11 protein-coding genes are annotated in these 21,686 nt (G+C 43.4%); 1 reads left to right on the forward strand and 10 read right to left on the reverse strand.

Going from position 1 to position 21,686, the window contains the following annotated elements:
• Nucleotides 1-106 precede the first annotated feature (106 nt).
• From IZT61_RS02870 to IZT61_RS02890, 5 genes are all read right to left on the reverse strand, one after another.
• Entirely contained in the window at nucleotides 107-1,051 is a 945-nt protein-coding gene (locus IZT61_RS02870; protein WP_196099695.1) for a hypothetical protein, read from the reverse strand.
• A 29-nt stretch (nucleotides 1,052-1,080) separates the two neighbouring features.
• Entirely contained in the window at nucleotides 1,081-2,916 is a 1,836-nt protein-coding gene (locus tag IZT61_RS02875) for a RagB/SusD family nutrient uptake outer membrane protein (RefSeq protein WP_196099696.1), read from the reverse strand.
• Between the two features lie 26 nt (nucleotides 2,917-2,942).
• On the reverse strand, nucleotides 2,943-6,074 hold the full coding sequence (locus tag IZT61_RS02880; RefSeq protein ID WP_196099697.1) for a SusC/RagA family TonB-linked outer membrane protein: 3,132 nt from the start codon (nucleotides 6,072-6,074) through the stop codon (nucleotides 2,943-2,945).
• Between the two features lie 343 nt (nucleotides 6,075-6,417).
• Complete coding sequence (locus IZT61_RS02885) at nucleotides 6,418-7,089, reverse strand: DUF3826 domain-containing protein (protein ID WP_230383831.1); 672 nt, start codon at nucleotides 7,087-7,089, stop codon at nucleotides 6,418-6,420.
• Between the two features lie 9 nt (nucleotides 7,090-7,098).
• On the reverse strand, nucleotides 7,099-8,736 hold the full coding sequence (locus tag IZT61_RS02890; RefSeq protein WP_196099698.1) for a fucose isomerase: 1,638 nt from the start codon (nucleotides 8,734-8,736) through the stop codon (nucleotides 7,099-7,101).
• A gap of 239 nt (nucleotides 8,737-8,975) precedes the next feature.
• Between IZT61_RS02890 and IZT61_RS02895 the strand changes: the two genes are divergently transcribed.
• Nucleotides 8,976-9,845 carry an AraC family transcriptional regulator gene (locus tag IZT61_RS02895; protein WP_196099699.1) on the forward strand — a complete coding sequence of 290 codons (870 nt, stop codon included), beginning with the start codon at nucleotides 8,976-8,978 and terminating at the stop codon, nucleotides 9,843-9,845.
• 362 nt (nucleotides 9,846-10,207) lie between these two features.
• On the opposite strand, the gene IZT61_RS02900 is transcribed toward IZT61_RS02895, so the two are convergent.
• The 5 genes from IZT61_RS02900 to IZT61_RS02920 all read right to left on the reverse strand — a co-directional run bounded on the left by IZT61_RS02900 (nucleotide 10,208) and on the right by IZT61_RS02920 (nucleotide 21,340).
• Nucleotides 10,208-11,140, reverse strand: a complete 933-nt coding sequence (locus tag IZT61_RS02900; protein WP_196099700.1) for a dihydrodipicolinate synthase family protein — start codon at nucleotides 11,138-11,140, stop codon at nucleotides 10,208-10,210.
• A 53-nt stretch (nucleotides 11,141-11,193) separates the two neighbouring features.
• A complete protein-coding gene (locus IZT61_RS02905; RefSeq protein ID WP_196099701.1) occupies nucleotides 11,194-12,762 on the reverse strand; it encodes a sodium:solute symporter in 1,569 nt (522 codons plus the stop codon).
• Between the two features lie 227 nt (nucleotides 12,763-12,989).
• Entirely contained in the window at nucleotides 12,990-16,475 is a 3,486-nt protein-coding gene (locus IZT61_RS02910; protein WP_196099702.1) for a malectin domain-containing carbohydrate-binding protein, read from the reverse strand.
• A gap of 478 nt (nucleotides 16,476-16,953) precedes the next feature.
• A complete protein-coding gene (locus IZT61_RS02915; protein WP_196099703.1) occupies nucleotides 16,954-19,761 on the reverse strand; it encodes a glycoside hydrolase family 95 protein in 2,808 nt (935 codons plus the stop codon).
• Nucleotide 19,762: 1 nt separating this feature from the next.
• Nucleotides 19,763-21,340, reverse strand: a complete 1,578-nt coding sequence (locus IZT61_RS02920; RefSeq protein WP_196099704.1) for a glycoside hydrolase family 28 protein — start codon at nucleotides 21,338-21,340, stop codon at nucleotides 19,763-19,765.
• Nucleotides 21,341-21,686 lie beyond the last annotated feature (346 nt).

Raw genomic sequence — 21,686 nt, forward strand, 5'->3', positions numbered from 1 at the left:
TGCCGTTGACTTCAGTCAACGGTTAGCAGCAATATTATAAACCACAAAGCACAAAAAAAGGAAGCGATAAATCGCTTCCTTATCTAACCAAACTGAGGTTACCTCTTTAGTTCTGGATTTTCACATCGATATTGAGAAAAACGCCTCTTGATGAATTATTGCTCGATACGGAATTTACATAAATTGCGCCGTATTTTCCTTCGGGGGTTAAAAAGTAAAACAAACTTCCCGATATTAAACCTGTTGTAATTGCTTTAAGTGTAGGCTTGGCGCTCTTACCAGCACTACCGATTTGCGCTCCGGTTCTGAGATTTGTAAAAGCCGATAGCTGACCGGTTTTAGGGGCAGCCACAAGGGTCGCCCTTTTGTTTGTCCATGAGCTAATGTCGTAAGCTGTAAATGGCAGCGGATTGGCATCGAGGGCATATACGCCGTAGATAAAGCCATTGGCCACTGTACCGCTACTACCGGTTAAAACAGAACGGTAGAGACCCAAATCAATTTTACTGGTATTATCCCTCCCGTTGGCATAGCTGAACAACTCGCCACTAGTTAACGAAATATAAGAGTTTGATGTTTTGCCTACCGAATCGGGAATAAATATTTCTCTTGAAGCAAAGTATTTGTAATCGGGCAGTACATTTAAGGTAACGCTTTTGTAGCCGTCGCCCAGGTAAATCCCCGCCTTATCCAGCGCCCACACCCGGTACGTGATCTTACCCACCCGGTTGTCCATCTTAAGTTTAAACACACCAGAGTATTTTCGTCTTTGCGAATCGTTCAACGGTATCTTTGTGGGTATTGCAGCGGATGTTTCAAAAACACAAGCTACGTACATGTCCTCTTTTGCCGATTCGATAGTGTACTCAATATATACACTATCGCCAACATTTACATCCTTATACTCGGTAACCGCATAAGGGCTGTTTGCGGTGTAGGTTACACTTAATTCATCAAACATATTAAATATGTTTTCGGTATCTTTTTTGCAGGCCGAGAAGCCGAGTGCTCCCAGAAACAACAGGCCAACGTATTTTAAATTTCTTTTCATTTTCATTTTATTTATGAGTGATACGTGGTTTACAAAGGATCGAAAGTGCCGCCATCCCATCCGATAGTTTGATCTAGCAGCGGGCTCGAGTTCATAAATGTAGATGGCAGGGCGTAAAAGTAGTAGGTATCTAACGCTCCAAAACCAGTTGCACCGAGGTTTACATTGGCAGTGGTAAAATACTTGTTAAATGTAGTTTTATCATTAATGTTGATGCTTTCTCTAAAGCGAACACCATTTGAATTTACGGTTTCCAGTTCGGTTTTTAATGCTGCAGTTTTCACACTCCATTGTATGGTTTGCATGTTGCCGCTCAATAAATGCAGCTTACGGGTTCTGCGCAAATCAAAGCTTCTTTTCCCTTCAAAACAGAACTCGACCATGCGTTCGTTCAAAATCAAATCACGCATTTGCTCTTTAGAAGTGGCCAGATCCAAACCATAGTTTCGCGTACCCTGCACAATGCCTGCCCTTATCCTGATCAGTTTAATCAGGTCTTTTGCTTCCTGAAGGTTGCCTATTTCGTTTGCACATTCTGCATAATTCATAATTACCTCGGCAAAGCGGAGTTCTACCCAGTCGAGGCCATTGCCACCGAAATCATTGGCATAAATTACCGAACCTTTCGCCAAATCGGGATCAGTAAACTTTTTTAGATAGAACCCTTGTGGCGATGCTTCTGTTACCCCGCTAACATAGTTCCATTGGCGTCTGTTGGCAATGCCGCTCAGTTTCCACGTGCTTCCGTTATAAGCTATCGTAGCATCGAAACGCGGGTCGCGGTTGGCCCAAAAAATTACCGGATCGTATGTAAAAGAACTGGCCTGACCAACTGGCACACCATCTTTCATCGTATAAGCATTTACTAACTGTAACGTCGGGGTATATGCCGATGCGTTTCCGCCCTCTTCAGTTGGTCTGCTTTTTTGTTCTACATTCTGCCCTCGCTTGGCCAGCTTACTCGAATACGAGCGCACAATTATAGCTTCGGTATTTGTTGTGCCTTCTTTTAAAAATACATCCGAATAATTGGGCATTAACGCACTTCCCGAGGCTTTGCAAATGTCGTATGCCTCTTTGCTGGCCGCATAGGCCCGCTGCCACCTGCTCTGATCAAAAGGATGTGTCGCGTTATCGAGTGGGTTAAATTGGGGACTTGCCCAGTACAACAATACGCGGGCTTTTAATGCCGCCGCGGCACGCCGTGTAAATTTGCCACGTTCAGTGGCATCATTCCAGGTTACGCCATCTAATAATTTCATCGCCGAATCTAAATCGTTAACAATGGCATCGATACACTGTGCCGCTTTTGCCCTTCCGGTTAAGGTAAGGTTATCGGGGTTCTGTGGCTCTAAAACCAATGGCACACCGCCATACAGGCGTGTTAACTGGAAATAGGTTAATGCCCTGAGCGCAAAAAATTGCCCGCGAAGCTTATCTTTCGCGGTTTGAGGCAGCGATCCGTTGCTGATTTCTTTAATTGCGGTATTGCAACGGGCAATGTCGAAATAGCGGTTATCGCCTTTGGTTCCCTGGTATTTAGTGGCTATATATTTTACGTCGTTTGAAGTGAGCACCCCGTTAACGCCAATGGCCTTCCTCATAATCGATTCTGACGAAGAAAACTTGTCCTCGTCGCTGGCAAACAGTACGTTATCTGCGGTTACCTCGTAGGGATAATCTGGCATGATCACATCGTAGGTATCGTTTAGCAGAAACTGAATTGAGCCTTCGTTGTCCCAGATTCTCGAGTCCATTCCATTTCTATCTTTCAAATCGAAGAAGTCCTTTTTGCAAGAAGAAATGCATATGGTGAGCATTGCCATTATCCCAATAAACAATGTCGGTTTATTATAAAATTTCATTTTTACCTTGATTAAGTTAAACAGCATTACAAACTAATATTTAAACCTACAGATATGGTCCTCAATGTAGGGTAATCATAAATGGTCGACGAATATGGGTCTTTGTAGTCGAGCGGATTAATAATCGTCCAAAGGTTGTTGCCTGTTAAAACCAGTCGCGAGTCGGCTATGCCGATCTTGTTCATAAAGTTCCTTGGCATCTTGTAGGTCAGCGTCATATTGTTTATTCTAATTAGCGTACCACTTCTTGCCCAGAAGGTAGAGTTCCAGCCGGCGGCAATTGAGGCGTCGTCATAGCGAGGAAATTCGGCATTCGGATTTTCTGGTGTCCAGTGGTCTTTCCAATACGCAGGTACGTTTACAGATGTACTTGCAGGCGCTTTCGATTTTGCATCGAAGAATACTTTACCTCCGAAACGGGTTACAAAGTTGGTATTTAAACTGAACGATTTCCAGGTTAGCCCTACGTTAAACCCAATGCCGAACGAGTTTGTTCTGTCGAACATGATGGTTTGATCCTTTTCCGTAATCTTGCCGTCGCCGTTAATATCTTCGTAATACAACCAACCCACTTGTGGCACAGAACCATTAATGGTATAGGTTGGATATTTGTTCAACAGCGCATCTAGATCAGCCTGCGTACGCAACATCCCTTTGGAGATTAAGCCGTAATTGGATGAGTTGTAAGTGTTCGGGTTGGTACCGAACTGGTACTTCAGGTCGGGATAGGTAATATCCCACAACTGAAACTCATTATAAAACATCCTGTTGATCCTACTGTTGCCGAAGCCAAACAGCACATCAGTTGAGAGGCCCCAATCTTTACCCAATTTGGTTCTGTATCCGATTGAAATCTCATGTCCCCATGCCGTTCTTTCCTGATAGTTAAGAATTGGCGCTTCGAAACCTGCATACATCGGGAAGTTTTCGTTGTTTCCCTTATCGAACATATCGTAAGAGTACCTGTTGTAAAACTCATAGGTAACGTTTAACCTGTTGTTGAACAAGCTGGCATCGACACCGAGGTTCAATGTTCTCGACTTTTCCCAGCTAATATCTGGATTTGGCAATATAGATGGGTTTAATCCGCCAAAAAGCGATTCGTTGTATGAATAGCCGCTAGGATCTACCTTGTAGCGCGACTGCCATAAACGGGCATCTACCCTGGCCTCTCCCACCAAACCGTAGTTGGCACGTAGTTTCAGGCTGTTTACAAACTTTATATTATCCTTAAAAAAATCTTCCTGACTAATTACCCAACCTAAACCTAAACTGGGAAACAATCCCCAACGGTTTCCGGGCGCAAAATTGGATGAAGCATCCCACCGGGCAATTCCTTCAACCAGATATTTCTTGTCATAATCGTAGCTAAACCTGCTGATAAACGATCGCTGAACGGCCTCACCGAAGGTATTTTCCTGCATGGTAAAGGTCGACTGGTCAAAGCCCCAATACTGATCTACATTGGCTAACACCTGGTTACGCCAATAAACTGTTAGCGACTCGCTGTTATTCTCCGATTGATCGAAAGCGGCCAAAGCACTAATGCTGTGCTTGCCAAACTGCCTGTTATAGTTTAATGATCCGATGGCCTGATAGCTCGATGCCATGTCTGTACTTTTTAACAACAAGGTGTTGGCCACGCCAACAGCAGTTAATGTATTTAATACCTCATTTGTATACAACAGGCCATTTTGCCCGGTCATTTTGAAGTTATAAACCGTATATGGTGGAATGTACTGGCCACCACTTCCGCTACGGTTATTTTTACCAAAGCGAACGCTTGCGGTTAAGCCTTGTATAAAAGTAGGGCTATAGTTTAAGGATGCATTGATGTTTAAACCTTGCGATTTACTAAAAATGTTGTTGCCCGAGCTGGTAACTGCGAGCGGGTTGGTGTTGTTATTGTAGTTTACGGGTTTGCCGTCAATTTGAATAGGAACCCACAGCGGAGTAGTAATCAGTTGCTGAAAGAAAGCCTGATCGTTTTCGCCACCGTTTTTATAGGTATCGCTATTTTTTTTGTTGAAGTCGGTGTTGAGCGTTACATCCGCGGTTAAGCCAGGAAGGATTTTCGCCGTCATACCCGATCTAAAGGCATACTTACTGTAGGTAATACCGCCATAATTTCCGGTTTCGTTGTAATAGTTACCTCCGGCAAAAAATGTAATGGCATCTGAGCCGCCTGATATATTAATGTTGTGACGGTTGGTGGCGGCAACTTTCCAAAGTTCATCAAACCAACTTTTATTCGGATTGTTTTTTAGGGTTTCCAAATCCTGATCTGAGAACAAAGATGAAGTAGGGGCATTTTTAATGATGTTGGCATCGTTCAATAACATGGCGTGCTCATAGGCGCTCAGCATTTTTACATCGCTGGTATTATCTTGAAAGCCAATATAACCTGTATAACTGATTTTTGGCTTACCTTTCGATCCTCTTTTGGTGGTAATTAAAACTACACCTTTTGCACCCGAAGCGCCATAAATGGCTGCCGAGGCATCTTTCAAAAAGGAAATATTTTCGACCATTGATAAATCGATGTTATCAAACTCATCTCTGGTAACAGTTATCCCATCAATTACATAAAGCGGTTCGGAAGTTACGCCGTATAGTTGCGATTGCTCTGAAGCAGCCGAGTTTCTGATGTTGATCGTAATGGATGAGCCGGGCTTACCAGATACGGTATTTACCCCTACTCCGGGCAGTTTATTTCGTAATGCTGCCGCGATGTTTGGCACCGGTAAATCTTCAATCTCCTTGGCATCAATTTTAGCAACCGAGCCCAATATCTCGCTCCGCTTTTTGGTTCCGTATCCAATTACAACAACATCTTCGAGGTCCTTTTTATCTTCGGCAAGGCTGATGCTTAACGTAGTTTTTCCTGAAAGTGCGATCGTTTGGCGCACATAGCCAACGTAGGAGAAAACAAGTTCGTCGGTTGCAGGATCTGCAATTAAAGAAAACTCACCCTTATCGTTTGTGCTCACATTATTGGTTTTGCCACGAATGCCGACACTTACCCCAGGGATGGGATTGCCGTCTTGCTGATCGACAACCTTACCCGTAATCTGCCGTGTTTGGGCAATTACCGAGGCACTGATAATTGTCATGAGTGTTAAAACCCAAGCAATTTTGCGTAAAAATTTTAAGTTCATAGTTTGTTATTTGGTTAGTGCCATTTTTAAGCAAAAGAGCTTGTAAACAGCGATTTGCAGTGCTAATTTTATTTGAAACCATACACCAAATTCAATCGATAATTGAGATCGACTCCGCGTATAATTGATGATAACGTGATATATCTGAAAGGGAAGACGCTAGGGCAAAATAGGTAGCCACACTGATAAAGGCAGTTTCTTCTTCATAATTTTGTTTTTTAGTTTTTGGTTAGAAAGGTATTTCGCTCTTAGTTAGAAAGCAAAACGAGGTTAATTTATCCTTACAAGTAAATTTATGGCATAGGCATATTTTATAAATGTTACGGTTATTTTTTTTGACGATTTAGTTGCTCGCAGCCTTGGCTTTCCTTCTTTTCTCCCATTCTATCCCCTCTTTTTTGAGGTCGTAGCCAGCAGCCGATAAATAATTATTGATGCGTCCCTTATATTTTCCGAACCAGGCATGCTTTTTATCTGATGATTCGGCATCAATGGCGTGCTCCCGTGCCTCGGTTAACCAAATCAAGATCTGTTTTTTCTGTGCCTCAGTAAGGGTTAAAATTTGTTCCTGATAAGCTTTATACGTAATCGGTAAAACATTGTAGGTCATTCCGTTTTTCACCAAATCAACCTGTTCAGTGCTCAGCTCCGCAGAAAGTTTACCAATGTACTTTTTGTGCAGCTTCGCCAAGGCAGCATCAGTCGCACGGCTTTGTTTCGCAATGGCCGTGTCGCGTTCAGCTTTATTATCCTGATGTTTCGCCTTAATTTCCTTCAACCTCGCATCACGCACCGTATAAATATCGTTCAGGTTGCTGTATTGATCTCTGATGATGTTTCGTACCTTCTCGTATTTCTTCGTATCGGCAATGTTCAGGTTGGCCACAATTTTATCGGCACGTTCGGTAATTACCTTCACATACTTTGCTTTTTCGTCAGGCGTCATCTGTTGGGCAAAGGCCGTAATCACACTCGAGCAGGTTAATAGTAAAATTAATATGGATGCTTTCATCATTTTAATATTTTATAGTGAATTACTTTTCTTAGTTAAGTTAACGTCGCCACAAAAATGAACCTTTAAGCCAAGTTCGTCCATGGCGGCGGCCTTAATGCGGCAGGCCTCGTGGGCAGCAGCCTCATAATTGGTGTATACCACCTGAATGTGATTGGCCTTGTGCCGGGCCATCAACTGATCTCTACTTACGCCCTTTAAAATGGCATGCATAATCGGCCATTCAGGAGTTGTGCCGTTCCAACGCCTTTTGGTTTCCTCATCGGGCAGGGCAACAACTTCGCCCACGCCTAAATCGCAATGAAGCTCGTTTTCCATCACATACACCCTACTCCACACGATAAAACCCGGCCGGCTGATTCCCTTTAACGATCCGCCGCCTAACCTAAAATACATGGCCGGCTGCCTATCGCTGCTAGCCCCGGCATAGCCGTTAACGAAATGTGCGGCGGGCGCTGCCCCCGAAATCAAGAACAACCACACAAAGCCATCTACATTTTCGTCCTTATAATATTCGCCCCAGCGGATGTCGTGCAAAGTAGTTTCGCCCGTCATTCCCAGCTCATTCCACAGTTTGTAAGTTAACAAAGCATCCAATCCGGCACATTCATCAACCTCGTTAAAATGCGGCAATGCTTTTTTGGCATAAAGTTCTTTCCCCGTTTTGGAAAAAGCCGGCGGACGGTCTTCATTGTTCAACAAGCCCTCAACCAAATCGCTCGCAACCGTTAAGTCTTTTAATCCCTGTTGATATTGGATGCCAATGGTATCGCAGCTAAAATCGTCGGCAATCCTTAAGGCGGCAATATACATTTTACACTGTTCGAGGGTTTGCCCCTTGGTCAGTTCGGTGGCTTCATTCTTGCCCCAATTAAAGGTCATTCCCTTGTCCAGCAGCCAATTTAAAACGGCTTCGGCCTCTTTATCGGTTACCTCGAGCATGGCGGCATATAGCGCCGATTGACTCAAGCGCTCTTTAAAGAAACCGGTTTTATGCAACAACTCATCGGGAATAATGGCGTTATACATGCCCATGCAGCCCTCATCAAACACGCCCATAATCACCTTCTGCTCTCTTAATGAGCGGGCAAATGTTCTGCCTATTTTATCATCGGCCTTCGGAATCTTACTTAACATAAAATTCCTCACGTGCGTTTGATCGTAACGCACCTTTCCGGTTAACAACCATTCTTGCAGGTTATCGGTAAAAAACTCATCGGTAAAATCCTCGCTCCATAAAGTACTGTAGGGTATTTGGGCCTTGGTTAAGCAACCATTCAGGTTTAGCATGCCCACTAAGCCGGGCCATTGGCCGCTCCAGTTGGCTACCGTTAAAATTGGGCCCTTGTGGGTAGTTAAGCCCGCCAGCACGTGGTGCGAGTATTGCCAAACGCTTTCGGCAACGATTAAAGGCTGATTTGGATCGATATTTCTGAAAATATCCATCCCCATTCGTTGCGAATCGATAAAGCCATGTTTTTTTGATGCATCATAGGCATGGGCACGCTTAACCTTACGCCCCAGCTTTTCGATAGCCGAGGTTAATTTCTTCTCCATCTCAACTTGTGCTGCCCAACAGTTTTGATTTGCCGAAAGGCGTAAATCGCCACTTGAAACCAATAGAACTTCTTCTTGATTGCCTTGCCTCATAATTTATTAATGAACAAAAATTTTATATAAAAATAATTTGTCTGTTTATATTTGGGTCGTCGCCTAGTAGGCTTTATACAAAACTCAACAATCAAAAACACTATTTTCTGGTAGTTTTTATCAAATTAATATAGGATATTAGCATAAAAGCTTTTAACTTTAGCGCCACAAGGGATATGATTCGCAATTAGCACATCGCTTCCTTGTTACAATTTCTAACCAAATATTTTTAGCTTGAGATGAAACCCCATTTTCATAAAGTTCCCATTACGCTGCAAAGCTCGTTTAGTATCAGGCATGATATTAAGCCCGATTTTGGCAACATTTGGCATTACCATCCCGAGTTGGAGCTTCATTATGTAATTAAGGGTGAAGGGGTGCGCTTTATTGGCGATAACATCAGCAATTTTGAACCTGATGAAATGATTTTATTGGGCGAAAACTTGCCGCACACCTGGCGCTGTAAAGACGAATATTTTCAGCATAACCCGGATTTGACTACGGAGGCGATGGTGATTCACTTCTCTCCCGATTGTTTAGGAAAATACCTGCTCACCTTACCTGAGGCTTACCTGCTTCCGAAATTGTTTGAAAAGGCCAAGGCCGGAATGGTTATTCATGGGAAAGCAAAGGAAAAATTGATTGATTTAATGCGAACAGCGGTTGATGCCACCAATTTGGATCGCATCATTATTTTGCTTTCGATATTGAAAACCTTGGCCGAAACGGATGAATTTGCAACCATTGTAACCAGTAAGAATACCTTTTACCAATCGAACGAATCTGAAACGTTGCGCATTAATAAAATTTGCAACTATACGCTCAGTAACTACAAGAAAGAGATTACACTGGAAGAAGTTGCCTCGTTGAGCAATTTAAGCGTGACTTCTTTTTGCAGGTATTTTAAGCTAATGACGAAGAAGACTTTTTACGATTTTTTAATCGAAATTAGGGTAAGTCACGCTTGCAGATTTTTGATTGAGAACAAGTTACCTACTGAAATGATCTGTTTCGACTGTGGGTTTAACAATGTATCGAACTTTTACAGGCACTTTAAAAAGGTAACCGGAATGACGCCGTTGGATTATAAACGGAAGTATTTGAGCTAGCAACTCAGGTCGTCATTTCGAACTGGAGCCTTTTCGGCTACGGGAGAAATCTCTTGGAACCAATCACTTTCTGCTAATCAGGAACACTTGCCCGACGTGGGCAGAGATATCTCAACCGATGAAAAATCGGTTGAGATATGACGAAGGTTGGCGAAGGACATGACGTCATTTCGAACCGAAGCTTTTTTCCTGAGGGGATGCCTTTGGCACAGCTCAAGGAGAAATCTCTTACCTAAGCACTACCTCCTTTCAGCATGTGCTAATCGGAAACACCTGCCCAACGCAGGCAGAGACATCTCAACCGATGAAAAATCGGTTTCCGATATGACGGATTATTTACGGTTGAGACCTGACGGGCTAATTTATATATAAACCTGAATATTCAAATCACTTCGCAAAGCGGTATAATCCTCAAACAGTCGATCAACATTTTTTGCGACTTCTGGCGTAAATGAACCCACGTCTCTACGGGTAAAAGTTGAAATATTTAATCCCCTTTTTTGTAGAAAATACTTGGAAACGATCGGGTAAACATTATGCATTACATCCATATTATCGATCATAAATTGCTGAACGGCAACAACTTCATCTTTTAGGCTTTCATCGTTATAATGATCGCATAACCAAACAATTAACTCTGGAAAGTAATTACCCTGAATGCATGATAAGCCCGAAGACCCTGCTTTTAACGAGTCTACAGCGTGAACCATATATGCATCGTACAAGCCAAAAGCGTGGCCATCGGTAAGGCTCAACTTTTCCTTGATTTGGCCAAGATCTAAGCTCGTATCTTTATGATAGATCACTCGCCCTGTTGCAACGTAGTCGGCCAATTGTTGCGGTTTTAACACCCTTTTGTATGGCACCGGACATTCGTAAAAACCGATAGGAATATCCTGCGTTTGATCGAGCAATTGAAAAACCCGTTCGTTTAATACTTCGTCAGCTTCATGTTCATCGGCCAACAAACTGGTGATGGCAATCACGGCCTCAACCCCCAAATCGCCTACTTTTTTCACAAAGTCGGCTTGTTGTGCTATGGGGCCGCCAAAAGTGCCCGTGGCAACCACCGGAACAGCGCCATCTACCACTTTAAGCACATGTTTGATGATTTGGATGCGCTCCTGATCTGTAAGTTCGAACATTTCGCTCGACAGGCAGTTGGCAAACAGACCTGATGAGCCAGCTTGCAGATAAATTTCGGTTAACTGGGTCATTGCGGGATAATCGATATCTCCGTTGTTTAAAAAAGGCGTAAGCATTACCGGGATGAACCCTTTTTGTGAGTTTTCCATTGTGTTTTATTGGATAAATTTTTCTTTAGCTAATTGATTGGATGTTGGAGAGATCAAGAAGTGTTTTGTATGTGCTGTTTTTTTATTCTCGTCAGAAAAATCCCGACCAAGAAAATGGTTAATGTGCCCATTACAATAATCATGTTTTGATGTAAAGGATTTTTAAAGGCCTCATATTCTGGCGGCAGCAGCGCCGAAAAAGTCATCCATATAATTACCAATATCCCAATGATGGTGGCGATAATGGCTTCGTGGTTTTTGGTCTTTTTACTTACAATCCCCAAAAGGAATAAACCTAACATGCCTGCTGCAAAGATGCCCGACAATTGCCACCAAACATCCAAGATGCTTTTTACACCGATCATGGCAATGCCCGCAATCATTCCCAGCAGGCCAAAAACGACTGTTGCGATGTGCAACAGCGATAAATTCTGTTTTTCGTTGATGTTTGGCTTAAAATAGCGCTTGTAAATATCGACCGAGAATACCGTGGCCGAGGCATTCATGCCCGAGCTTATGGTGCTCATGGCTGCTGATAAAATTGCTGAAACAATTAAGCCCACCAATCCCACCGGAATCTTTGTAACCATAAAGTGCGGCATGATCTTATCGCCGTAATCTGCCGGTTGCAAAGCGTTCTGAACTTTCAAAATCTCGGCAGCCGAAGCGTTTAAGGGCAAACGCTCTATTGCTACCTGATGCTTGATAGATTGCACCAGTTCGGGGTTAACCTCGTAATAGGCAAATAAGCAAGATCCTATAATAAAAAACAGTAACGACGCGGGAATGTATAACCATACGCATAACCAAATTGATTTGGAAGCGGCTTTGCTCGATGATGCGGTGTGGTAACGCTGAACATAGTTTTGATCCATCCCAAAGTTGTTGAGATTGATAAAAAAGCCATATAAAAGTACCACCCAAAACGACGAGCCTACGAAATCAAAATTGAACGTTCCTAAGCTAAATTTATCGGATGCCTTTCCAATTTCGATGATTTTTGAAACGCCACCGTCCATGTTGCTAACCACCAGATACAGAATAAGTAAAGCGCCAAAGGTTTTCACCACCGCTTGTACTACTTCTGTCCATATTACCGCTTCAATTCCGCCCAGAACGGTGTAAATGATGATGCAGATGCCCATTACGATCATGATCATCTGCATAGAATACCCGGTTAGGGCTTGCAAACTCAACGCAATACCAAAGAAAATGGAACCCATTCTAGCTAGCTGTGTGAGCAGAAAAAAGACTACGGCATAAACCCTTGCCCATGCGCCAAAACGGTGCTCGAAATGTGTGTAAGCCGATATTTCGCCCGTGTTGCGGTAAAAGGGAACGAAGTACTTTGCGGCTATCCAAGCGGCTAAAGGCATCGAAATGCTGAATACAAATGCATTCCAGTTGCTTCCAAATGCTTTGCCCGGAACGCCCAAAAAGGTGTTGCTACTTAAAAACGTGGCATATATGGATAATCCGATTGCCCAGCCAGGAATCAGGCCGGAAGCTTTAGTAAACTGTTCGGAGTTTTTATTCTTCCTCGAAAAATAAACCCCAACCAATATCATTCCAACAAGGTAGATGAAGATAATCGCAAGATCGAAAATTGGAAGACCTTTCATTATTTGTTGGCTCGGTTATTAATTTGGTTTAAGCAAATATGCATGACTAAGTTTCTGTATTCATATAAGATTTTGGCTACATCTTATAGGATTTTATCTTGATAGTGAATTCTATCAAAAATCGTCATTGCGAACAAAGAAATGGGCTTTGCTACGGAGTGAAGCAATCTAATTCGAGAGAGATTGCTTCGGCTCGCTCGAACCCAGCCTCGCAATGACGAAAAATCTTACTGCACATCCAATGCATCAATATACAATCCTTTCGCTTCCGTTGCAATTAGCCGAACTTTATAACTTCCGGCGTTAATCATGCTACCTGTGTTTGTATTTAAATAGTTCCATTTTCCGGCTTTTGTGGGTGCAAACTCGGCTTCTTCCGTTTTCATTAACGTTCCGTCGGCGGCCAAAAATTCTAGTTTTCCTTTTAAAACTTGCTCAAACGGATTGTGGTATTTAATCGTAAGCGAATAGGTATCGGCCACACCAACGCCTATTGTCCATTCTAAAACACCACCTTGGGCAGCCTTAAAAGTAACGCGTTGTTTATCCATTAATTCTTCCCTTACGATGCTGATACCCCGCAAAGTTGCATCGACCGCTTTGTAGGTGCTCACCGTTTTTAAATCATAGGCCGGTGGTAAATCGCTTGGCGGGATGATGGCAATGGTAGCAAAATCGCCATTCAAGCTGACGTCATCGTGCTTTTTATAGCGTTTGCGATAAACGGTAAACTTCTCACCAGCACTATTTTCGATTTGCGTTTTGGTATCTTCGTAACCTTCCAATGGTTTCGTATTTGCATTCACAGCAACAAAAACATCCGCTTCATCGCTCACGGTAAACTTCAAATCCGTCTGGCCTTTCGCCGTCGACTTTTGGATCCATTCGGCACCATACAAATTTGGTGGAAGGGATGTAAACTCGATTTTATCGGCTGCAAATTGCTTGTTGCCAATATCCATCCAGCTGTTGAGCTTATAATCAGCTGTTAATGTTCCTTTTACAATCGAATCGCTTTGCTGAGCGGACTCAATTTCCGCATTTAAACTGGCTATAGCAATGGCCGAAATAACTGCTTGCCCAACTTTGATTTGTGGGAAAGAAATATCTAAACTTCCGCCTTTAACGGTCGCCTTTACCGTTTTTTTCAGCAGCCGATTTGTACCGACTTCTTTCCAGATATCCAGATCCTTCAGAACGGTTTTCCCGTTGATAGCTACATCAAATAGCCGCATCTTTTCTGCATTCATGCCGCCGCCGATGCCCAGCCACGGCTCGATAAAGTACAGCTCCACTAAATACTCGCCATCGGGAACGGGAAAATGGTATTTCAATTGGTCTCTCCCGTAGCGAAACGATTGAAAAAGCTTCCAGTCGGATGTGCCTTTAATTGGATCGAAAGTTCGCCTTTGGCTTGCGAAAAAAGCAGGAATACCGGGAAAATTTGCTGACCACGAAGTTGAGCCAAACCGAGTTTTCGCAGTCAAATTGCGGTCAGCCGACCATTTGTTTTGGTTTTGATCAACAAAATCGGCCCCACCACAATTCACGCGATACAGATAATTGTAGCCCTTTACAGGTTGCGTAATGCCATGCTTTTCTGTGTATAGTCGATTGAAATTGGGCGATTGCGGCAAATTATTCAACACGATCTGATCTTTCGCCACGGCTTTTCCATTTACATAACCCACCGCATAAAGCACATTGTATTTGATATTTGGCTTCTCCCACTGGAAATGCGTTCCGATTGTGCCACGCTTTTGCTTACCTAGAGATTGTCCATCAACATCATTAAACAGTTCCACTTCATCGCAATTGGAATACACCACAACGCTATCTTTAATGCCGGGATTTTTCCAGCGATTTGGCCACGTATGTGATACGATATAGACCATCGGCTCGGTTTGTTTCGGTGCATAATTAGCTCTGAACATGTAAAAAACATCGGTCGGTTCTTCCCATGGGGTAAACATTCCCTTGTAATTTACGGGTCCAACACGATCTAAATCGCGTAAGCCCTCGCCGCCCTGCACCCGACCGGGATTATCGTGCGAACTGTACAACCAAAAGAAATGCCCGGCAGTTTTATCTTTGGCGGTTTCGGCCAAGCGAACTTTGGTTTCCATTAAATCGGTCATTTTGTTTTCAGTATAACCCTTTCCGTTGGCATCAACATCATGCAAATCGATGGTGCGCCAAGCCCCGTACTCCCCTACCAAAACCTGCCTTTGTAAATCTTCTGCGTAAGTTTGCGGGTTGCCACCGTAAGTGCCTGTCCAGTTTTGCGGCACGTCCCAATCGGTTCCCTTGCCGCCGTTGCAGGTGGTTACCTTTCGCTGCGATGATGCTGTTGGGTCGAGCTTGCGGATCAGTTCGGTGCATTCCTTGGCAAAATCCTCGGGCAAGGTACTTTCATTTTCCAAGCCCCATAAAACCACCGCCGGACTGTTTCTGCGCTCCTTTACCCAGTCGATCAAAAGTGTCTTAAAATTCTTTCGAAACTCGGGCGTATCATACCAAATATGCGCCGCCATTTGCGTCCAGCAGAGGATTCCTTCCTTGTCCCAATAATCAGAATACAGTAAGTTATGTGGTTGATGGGCATCACGGAATGCATTGAAACCGGCTGCCTTGATTTGCCTGACCCTTGATGAAACCTGCTCGTTTGTAAAGGCATGACTTTGCCCGATTAAATGTTCATATTCGGCAATTCCGTTAATAAAAACGGGCTTTCCATTGAGCAGAAACACTTTCTGGTTGGCCTGCTCGCCTATGGGCCAGCTAATCCAACGGATACCGTAGGGGGTTCTTACCTCGTCGACTACTTGTCCGTTCTCACTTATCGACGTTTTTAAGGTGTAGAGATACGGGCTTTCTAACGACCAAAGTTTTGGATTTAAAATTTCATCCGTTTTTTGCGAAATCTCAACTACTTTTCCTGCGGCGATATTAAAGTTACTTTTTAATGATTTGATGATTTTTCCATTGGCATCGAGTAGCTGGTTCGAAATGGTGATCGATTTGGGCTTGTTTCCATAATTTTTAACGGTTGTAGCAAGATTTAGCACCGCCGATTTCTCAGAAATTTTGTGATCATTCCAAATGTGAACGCCAAACGGTTCAATGCGTGTTTCGTTCGTTGTAATAAAATGAACGGGGCGGAAAATGCCCATTGGTTGCGAACCTTCTGAAAAGCCACGTTCGGTTGAACAACCGCCATCAACCCAAGGCAAATCTTGAATATTTGCGGGATGATCTGCCCGAACGGCTAAAACATTTTCCTGATTGTTGAGCTTAATTGCATCCGTCACATCTAAGGTAAAGGTTGTCCGTCCGCCAGCGTGATAGCCAACTTTTTTGCCATTTAGCCAAACTGTAGCATATGAACCTACGCCTTCAAAATAAAGAAAAAACCTTTTCCCTGCTTTTACTCCGTCGGTTTTAAAGGTTTTGCGGTACCATGCGTAACCATGTTTGTTACCGTGTAACTTACGTTGATAGCCTTCGTATTGATCCCAATTATGCGGAACATTTACTGTTTTCCAGTTTGATGGCTGATAGCTGCCTAATTCGAAGCCTTTGTAAGCGTCTTTGCTCTTTTCATCCGCAATGGTTTCCCAGTTTGAGTTTAAGGAAACATCTTTCCGAATGCCTTGAGCATATATTCTCGTGACTAAAAACAGTAAAAAAGTGATTAGGAATGTTTTATTCATATTAATGTATCATATTTTTTTCAGGGAAGTCAAGCTTCAAAAGCTTGACTTCCCTTTTTTGCATCGGCTGTGTGCCTGTGCCCACTCGCGGGCTCTCTTTGGCAGTGGGCCTGTTCGCGTTTTGTGTTCCGAAGCTTTTTGTCATTCTGAGTTGTAATTTATTGCATAAAAATCAATATGAATGACGTTAATGTTATGCGCTCTGATTAACCGCCTCGTCACCCTGTCCCGTATGTACGGGATCTAGGGTCTTTATAGCAAGAAAGATGCTGAAATGAATTCAGCAGGACGACCGTTCATGTAGAGGCTTATAAACAGCGAGTTGCACAAAACCGTCAATGGTAGGTACGAAGAATCTGTTTACTACCTCTCACCGTCCTTGCCCTCTCACTTCCCCTTGGCAGTGGGTTAGCGGCGTTTTGTATCTCATCGCTTGGGGATCCTTCGTTACACTCAGGATGACAAAACCAACCACGATTTATTTTAGTTTCAAATCCCCATTCATTTTATAACTTTCGCCAGCTTTTGTATTAAACTCAATTTCTTTGCCCTGATATTTCACCTTGCACTTTCCGCCAACAATCGATTTAACAGTTAAAGCAGTCAACTTTCCATCCTCCCAACTTAAATCCAACTCAAAACCTCCGCGGGCTTTGATTCCCTCCACTTTTCCATCGGCAATTGCGGTTGGCAAAGCAGGCAAAATATCAATATAACCCTGATGGCTCTGAACAATCATTTCGGCAATTCCTGCTGCGCCGCCAAAGTTGCCATCAATTTGGAACGGCGGGTGGGCATCAAAAAGGTTAACGTACGATCCTGCGCCATTGCGGGCTGGTTTTAACAGCATTTTAATCATCTTCATGGCGTGGTTACCATCTTTAAACCTTGCCCAAAAGTTTATTTTCCATGCCAGGCTCCATCCTGTAGCTTCGTCTCCACGGTAAATGAGCGACTGTTTTGCTGCATTCATCATTTTTGAGTCGGCATCCCACGTAATGTCGTTGCCCGGGTAAACGCCCCACAAATGCGACACATGGCGATGCTTGTTTGTGGTGTCGTCTTTATCTTCAAGCCATTCTTGCAACTGGCCGTACTTACCGATTTGGTTGGGCGCTATTTGCTTTACCTTTTCTTGCAGCGATTTTTTGAATGCCTCATCAACATTTAACACGTCGGCCGCTGCAATGCAGTTTGTAAATAACGAGCGGATAATTTGATGATCCATCGTTGGGCCTGCAACCAGCCCGCCATTTTCGGGCGAATTTGACGGCGTGCTAATCAACCAACCCGTTTTTGCATCTTTCACCAAAAAATCAGTATAAAATAAAGCCGCTTCTTTCATTAAGGGATAAGCCTCGTTTTTCAGGAATTTTTGGTCTTTGCTAAACAAATAATGTTCCCACAAATGCTGACTCAACCAACCGCCGCCACCTACCCAAATGCCATGATTTGACGCATTAATTGGCGCTGTTCCGTTCCATAAATCGGTATTGTGGTGCAACACCCAGCCTTTTGCGTTGTAATAGGCTTTCGCCGTTTCAGCCCCGTTTTTTGCCACTCCTTTTATTTTAGTGAACAACGGTTCGTTCATTGCCGACAGATTGAGGATTTCGGTTGGCCAGTAATTCATCTCCATGTTAATGTTGGTGGTATACTTGCTTCCCCATGGCGGCGTTAATAAATCATTCCAAATGCCTTGTAAATTAGCGGGTTGTGTACCCGGACGAGAGCTCGAAATCAACAAATACCTGCCATATTGCATGTAAAGTGCGGCAAAAGCAGGATCGTTTGAGCTTCCAAATTTTTCCAATCGCTGATCAGTTGGTAGGTTTTCGTTTTCCGATTTTCCAAAATCGACCTTAAAGGTATTGTAATAGCTTTGATATTCGTTGATATGATCTTGCTTGGCCTGAGCAAAGGATTTTCCCTGAAGCGATTTAATCGAATTGATATTGGCTGTTTCTGGTTTCCCTGAAACGTGATGAGCGTCGATAAAATTCGTTCCCGCCGTTAAATATAAGGTTACTTCGTCGGCTTTAGCAATGTTGAACTGATTGTTTATCACTTTAACCGAGCCATTTTTAACAATTGCTGTTAACCTGCTTTCGCCTTTCAAAATACCATCTTTTACCTCCACCGAAAGCGCAATGGTATTGTTGCCCAAAGTTTTTACGCTGGAGTTTTGGTGAAGACTGGACAACGCGGCATTGAAACTGATTGAACCCGTTTTATCGGCCGTTAGATGAATAATTACAGCTTGGTTCGGCTGGCTGGCAAAATATTCGCGGGTGTAATTTATGCCGTTTATGGTGTAATTCGTTTTTGCAACGGCCGTAGCCAAATCAAGCGATCGTTTATAATTAGTGATTTTTCCACGATGAGAAAACTGCAAATTCAGATCGCCAAAGGGCTGATAACTGGCTTGGTACTGCCCAATTGCTGGCGGATTTTGATCTTGAATCTTGTATTTCCAGTCCTTTACCAGCGAAATTCCCGCATCAACATTTGAACCTGCCGGATAAATGCCGATTTTTTTAGAAGTATCTTTGTACCCGCCAATTCCGCCCCGATCGTAATAGTTGAGCACCTGAATGGCGATGGTATTTATCCCCTTATGAATCAAGTTTTTAGAAACGCTGTATTTCCGTGGTTCGGCGCCCTCGGTATTGCCGAGCAATTTTCCATTGATGTAAGTAAAATCCTGATCGAAAATCTTGTTCAGCTCCAAAACCAAATCTTTGCCTGACCAATTTTCGGGAACGTTGAAAGTAGTTCTGAACCAAACTGCGCCGTCTAAATTCTTCAGGCCAACGGTTTCCCAACCCTCATAAGCCGGAACCGGAATCGTTTTCCAAAGCTTATCGTCGTAACTTGCCGAAGCAGCATTGCCGTTCATTCCCTTTGCGGCTTTCATTGCGTTTACCCACGCTGCACGGTCGCCGGTTTCACTTTTTAGCCCCATAAACTCTTTTTGAGCCAACTCCTCAGCTTCCTTTTGTTTTCCCTCCGCTAGTAATTGTCTAATTTGGGGCAAATATTGATAAGCACCTGTTTTGTTAAAATCTCGTGGCTTATCTGTCCATAATGTTTCCTCGTTAAACTGAATATGCTCATTTTCCGCACCCGCAAAAATCATCGCACCCAATCTTCCGTTCCCGATAGGCAAGGCATCCGTCCATTTTTCGGCAGGTTTGGTGTACCAAAGCATTTGATTTTTATCTTGGGCAAAAGCTGAGAAAAAAGCTAAGCTAAACAAGACTATTAATACGGTTTTGAGGTTCATGTTACGGTGTTTTATCGCCAGCAATTGAGAAAACATCTTCGGATACTTCCTTTTCTCGCTTCACAGCTTCTCTTATGTTTTTGAAATAATTGTTCCCTAATATAATATTCTTTGTTTCGTTACCGCTAACTTTAAGGTAATTAACCGTTTCCTTTGTTGGAAAAGCGTTGTACAGAAACACATCAGAAACATTGTTAAGCGCTACCACAGCCGAATTTGAATGCGGTGTGTAGGTTTTGACGCCGTCGATAACTAATCGATTGACCTTTGAAGCTTGAATTGATGCGCCCAACTCGGTGTTTACCTCAACGTTATGAAATTCGATTCGATTGGCATTTTTGATATCGAAGCCTGTTTTGGCCTCCAGATTAATGTCGTTAAACGTGATGTTTTCCACAGGCATTTCTTCCAACCCATTAATATAACCTGCTTGATTCACTTGCCCGGTGATGTTGCTCAAATGAATATTCCTAAACTTAGGTGTCCGTTCAGAAACGGGCTCAACTTCCGTTTTAGCGTATTGCATATCTAAAACGATGGCCTGTAAGCCAATATTTTTCATGATGATGTTGCTAACCCTGATCTCTTCAACTACACCGCCTCTTCCCCTCGCCGTTTTAATACGGATGCCACGATCGGTACCGTCAAACACGCAATTTGAAATGGTAATTTTACGAACATCGCCACTCATTTCGCTGCCGATTACTACTCCGCCGTGGCCGGATAACATGGTGCAATTGGTGATGACATAGTTTTCTGCGGGAACACCCATTTTTCGACCGGGCACATCTTTCCCTGATTTAATGGTAATGCAATCGTCGCCCACGCTGATGTGGCAATCGGATATGTGTACGTTTTTGCACGATTCGGGGTTGATTCCATCTGTATTTGGCGAATGTGGGTTGTTAATGGTGACTGCATGTACTTTCACGTTTTCGCAAAACTCGGGGTTTACCGTCCAAAAGGGCGAGTTCCGGATGGTAATGCCATCAATCAACACGTTTTTGCAGAACATTGTCTGTATAAACGGCGGACGCATAAATCCCCGCTTCATTTGTTTGGGGTCGTCGGGCAACAGAATGTCCTTGTTCAAGCCGTCAAACATAGTTTGCCATTTCGATCTGGCTTGGCCCTCTTTGTAGCCCTCAACAAAATCCCACCATTTTTTGCCATGCCCATCAATTATCCCCCGACCGATAATGGAGATATTTTCGGCTTTGTAAGCATAAAATAAAGGCGAAAAACTGGTTACATCAACACCCTCGTAACGGCTTTTTACCATGGGTAAATAATCATCGAAGTTATCGCTGAAATGGAGTTCGGCCCCGGCATCAATAAAAATGGTGATGTTGCTCTTTAAGTGAATTGCGCCCGTTAAATACTTTCCCGCAGGAAAATAAACCGTACCACCGCCTGCTTTTGAAGCGGCCTCAATGGCGTTTTTTATCGCTGTTGTAGCGAGTTTACTGCTATCGTTTTTTGCACCGTATTTTAATACATTGTAAAAGGTTTGCGCATCGGATTTTAATGCCGCGAAAGCGATGGAGACGAAAAAGAGGAACTTGAAGATGTGTTTCATTTGTTTTGTTTGTTTAAAAGCCTCACCCTTTGAAAGGCAGTAGTGAGGCAACTATTGTAACCTCCCTCTCCTGAAGAGAGGGTTTTGATGTCTCTGGTTTAAACCCTGTGGCTTGTCATTCTGAACGCAGTGAAGACCGCGAAGCAGCTACAAAGTAAATCTGTCGCCTAATTGCCACCGGCCGCCCTTTACCGTTGACTGAAGTCAACGGCAATGAAATGCAGGTTGCTTACTTGTGAAGCGCTACATACATCTCGCTTGTCCATTCATTGCCAGCCCTCACCCGTTGACTGAAGTCAACGGCAATGAAATGCAGGTTGCTTACTTGTGAAGCGCTACATACATC

The organism is Pedobacter endophyticus (assembly GCF_015679185.1).
Lineage (GTDB): Bacteria > Bacteroidota > Bacteroidia > Sphingobacteriales > Sphingobacteriaceae > Pedobacter > Pedobacter endophyticus.

Bases quoted from the DNA above. Each gene is read 5' to 3' on its own strand.
- IZT61_RS02870 (WP_196099695.1), bottom strand. From the start codon at position 1,051: ATGAAAAGAAATTTAAAATACGTTGGCCTGTTGTTTCTGGGAGCACTC.
- IZT61_RS02875 (WP_196099696.1), bottom strand. From the start codon at position 2,916: ATGAAATTTTATAATAAACCGACATTGTTTATTGGGATAATGGCAATG.
- IZT61_RS02880 (WP_196099697.1), bottom strand. From the start codon at position 6,074: ATGAACTTAAAATTTTTACGCAAAATTGCTTGGGTTTTAACACTCATG.
- IZT61_RS02885 (WP_230383831.1), bottom strand. From the start codon at position 7,089: ATGATGAAAGCATCCATATTAATTTTACTATTAACCTGCTCGAGTGTG.
- IZT61_RS02890 (WP_196099698.1), bottom strand. From the start codon at position 8,736: ATGAGGCAAGGCAATCAAGAAGAAGTTCTATTGGTTTCAAGTGGCGAT.
- IZT61_RS02895 (WP_196099699.1), top strand. From the start codon at position 8,976: ATGAAACCCCATTTTCATAAAGTTCCCATTACGCTGCAAAGCTCGTTT.
- IZT61_RS02900 (WP_196099700.1), bottom strand. From the start codon at position 11,140: ATGGAAAACTCACAAAAAGGGTTCATCCCGGTAATGCTTACGCCTTTT.
- IZT61_RS02905 (WP_196099701.1), bottom strand. From the start codon at position 12,762: ATGAAAGGTCTTCCAATTTTCGATCTTGCGATTATCTTCATCTACCTT.
- IZT61_RS02910 (WP_196099702.1), bottom strand. From the start codon at position 16,475: ATGAATAAAACATTCCTAATCACTTTTTTACTGTTTTTAGTCACGAGA.
- IZT61_RS02915 (WP_196099703.1), bottom strand. From the start codon at position 19,761: ATGAACCTCAAAACCGTATTAATAGTCTTGTTTAGCTTAGCTTTTTTC.
- IZT61_RS02920 (WP_196099704.1), bottom strand. From the start codon at position 21,340: ATGAAACACATCTTCAAGTTCCTCTTTTTCGTCTCCATCGCTTTCGCG.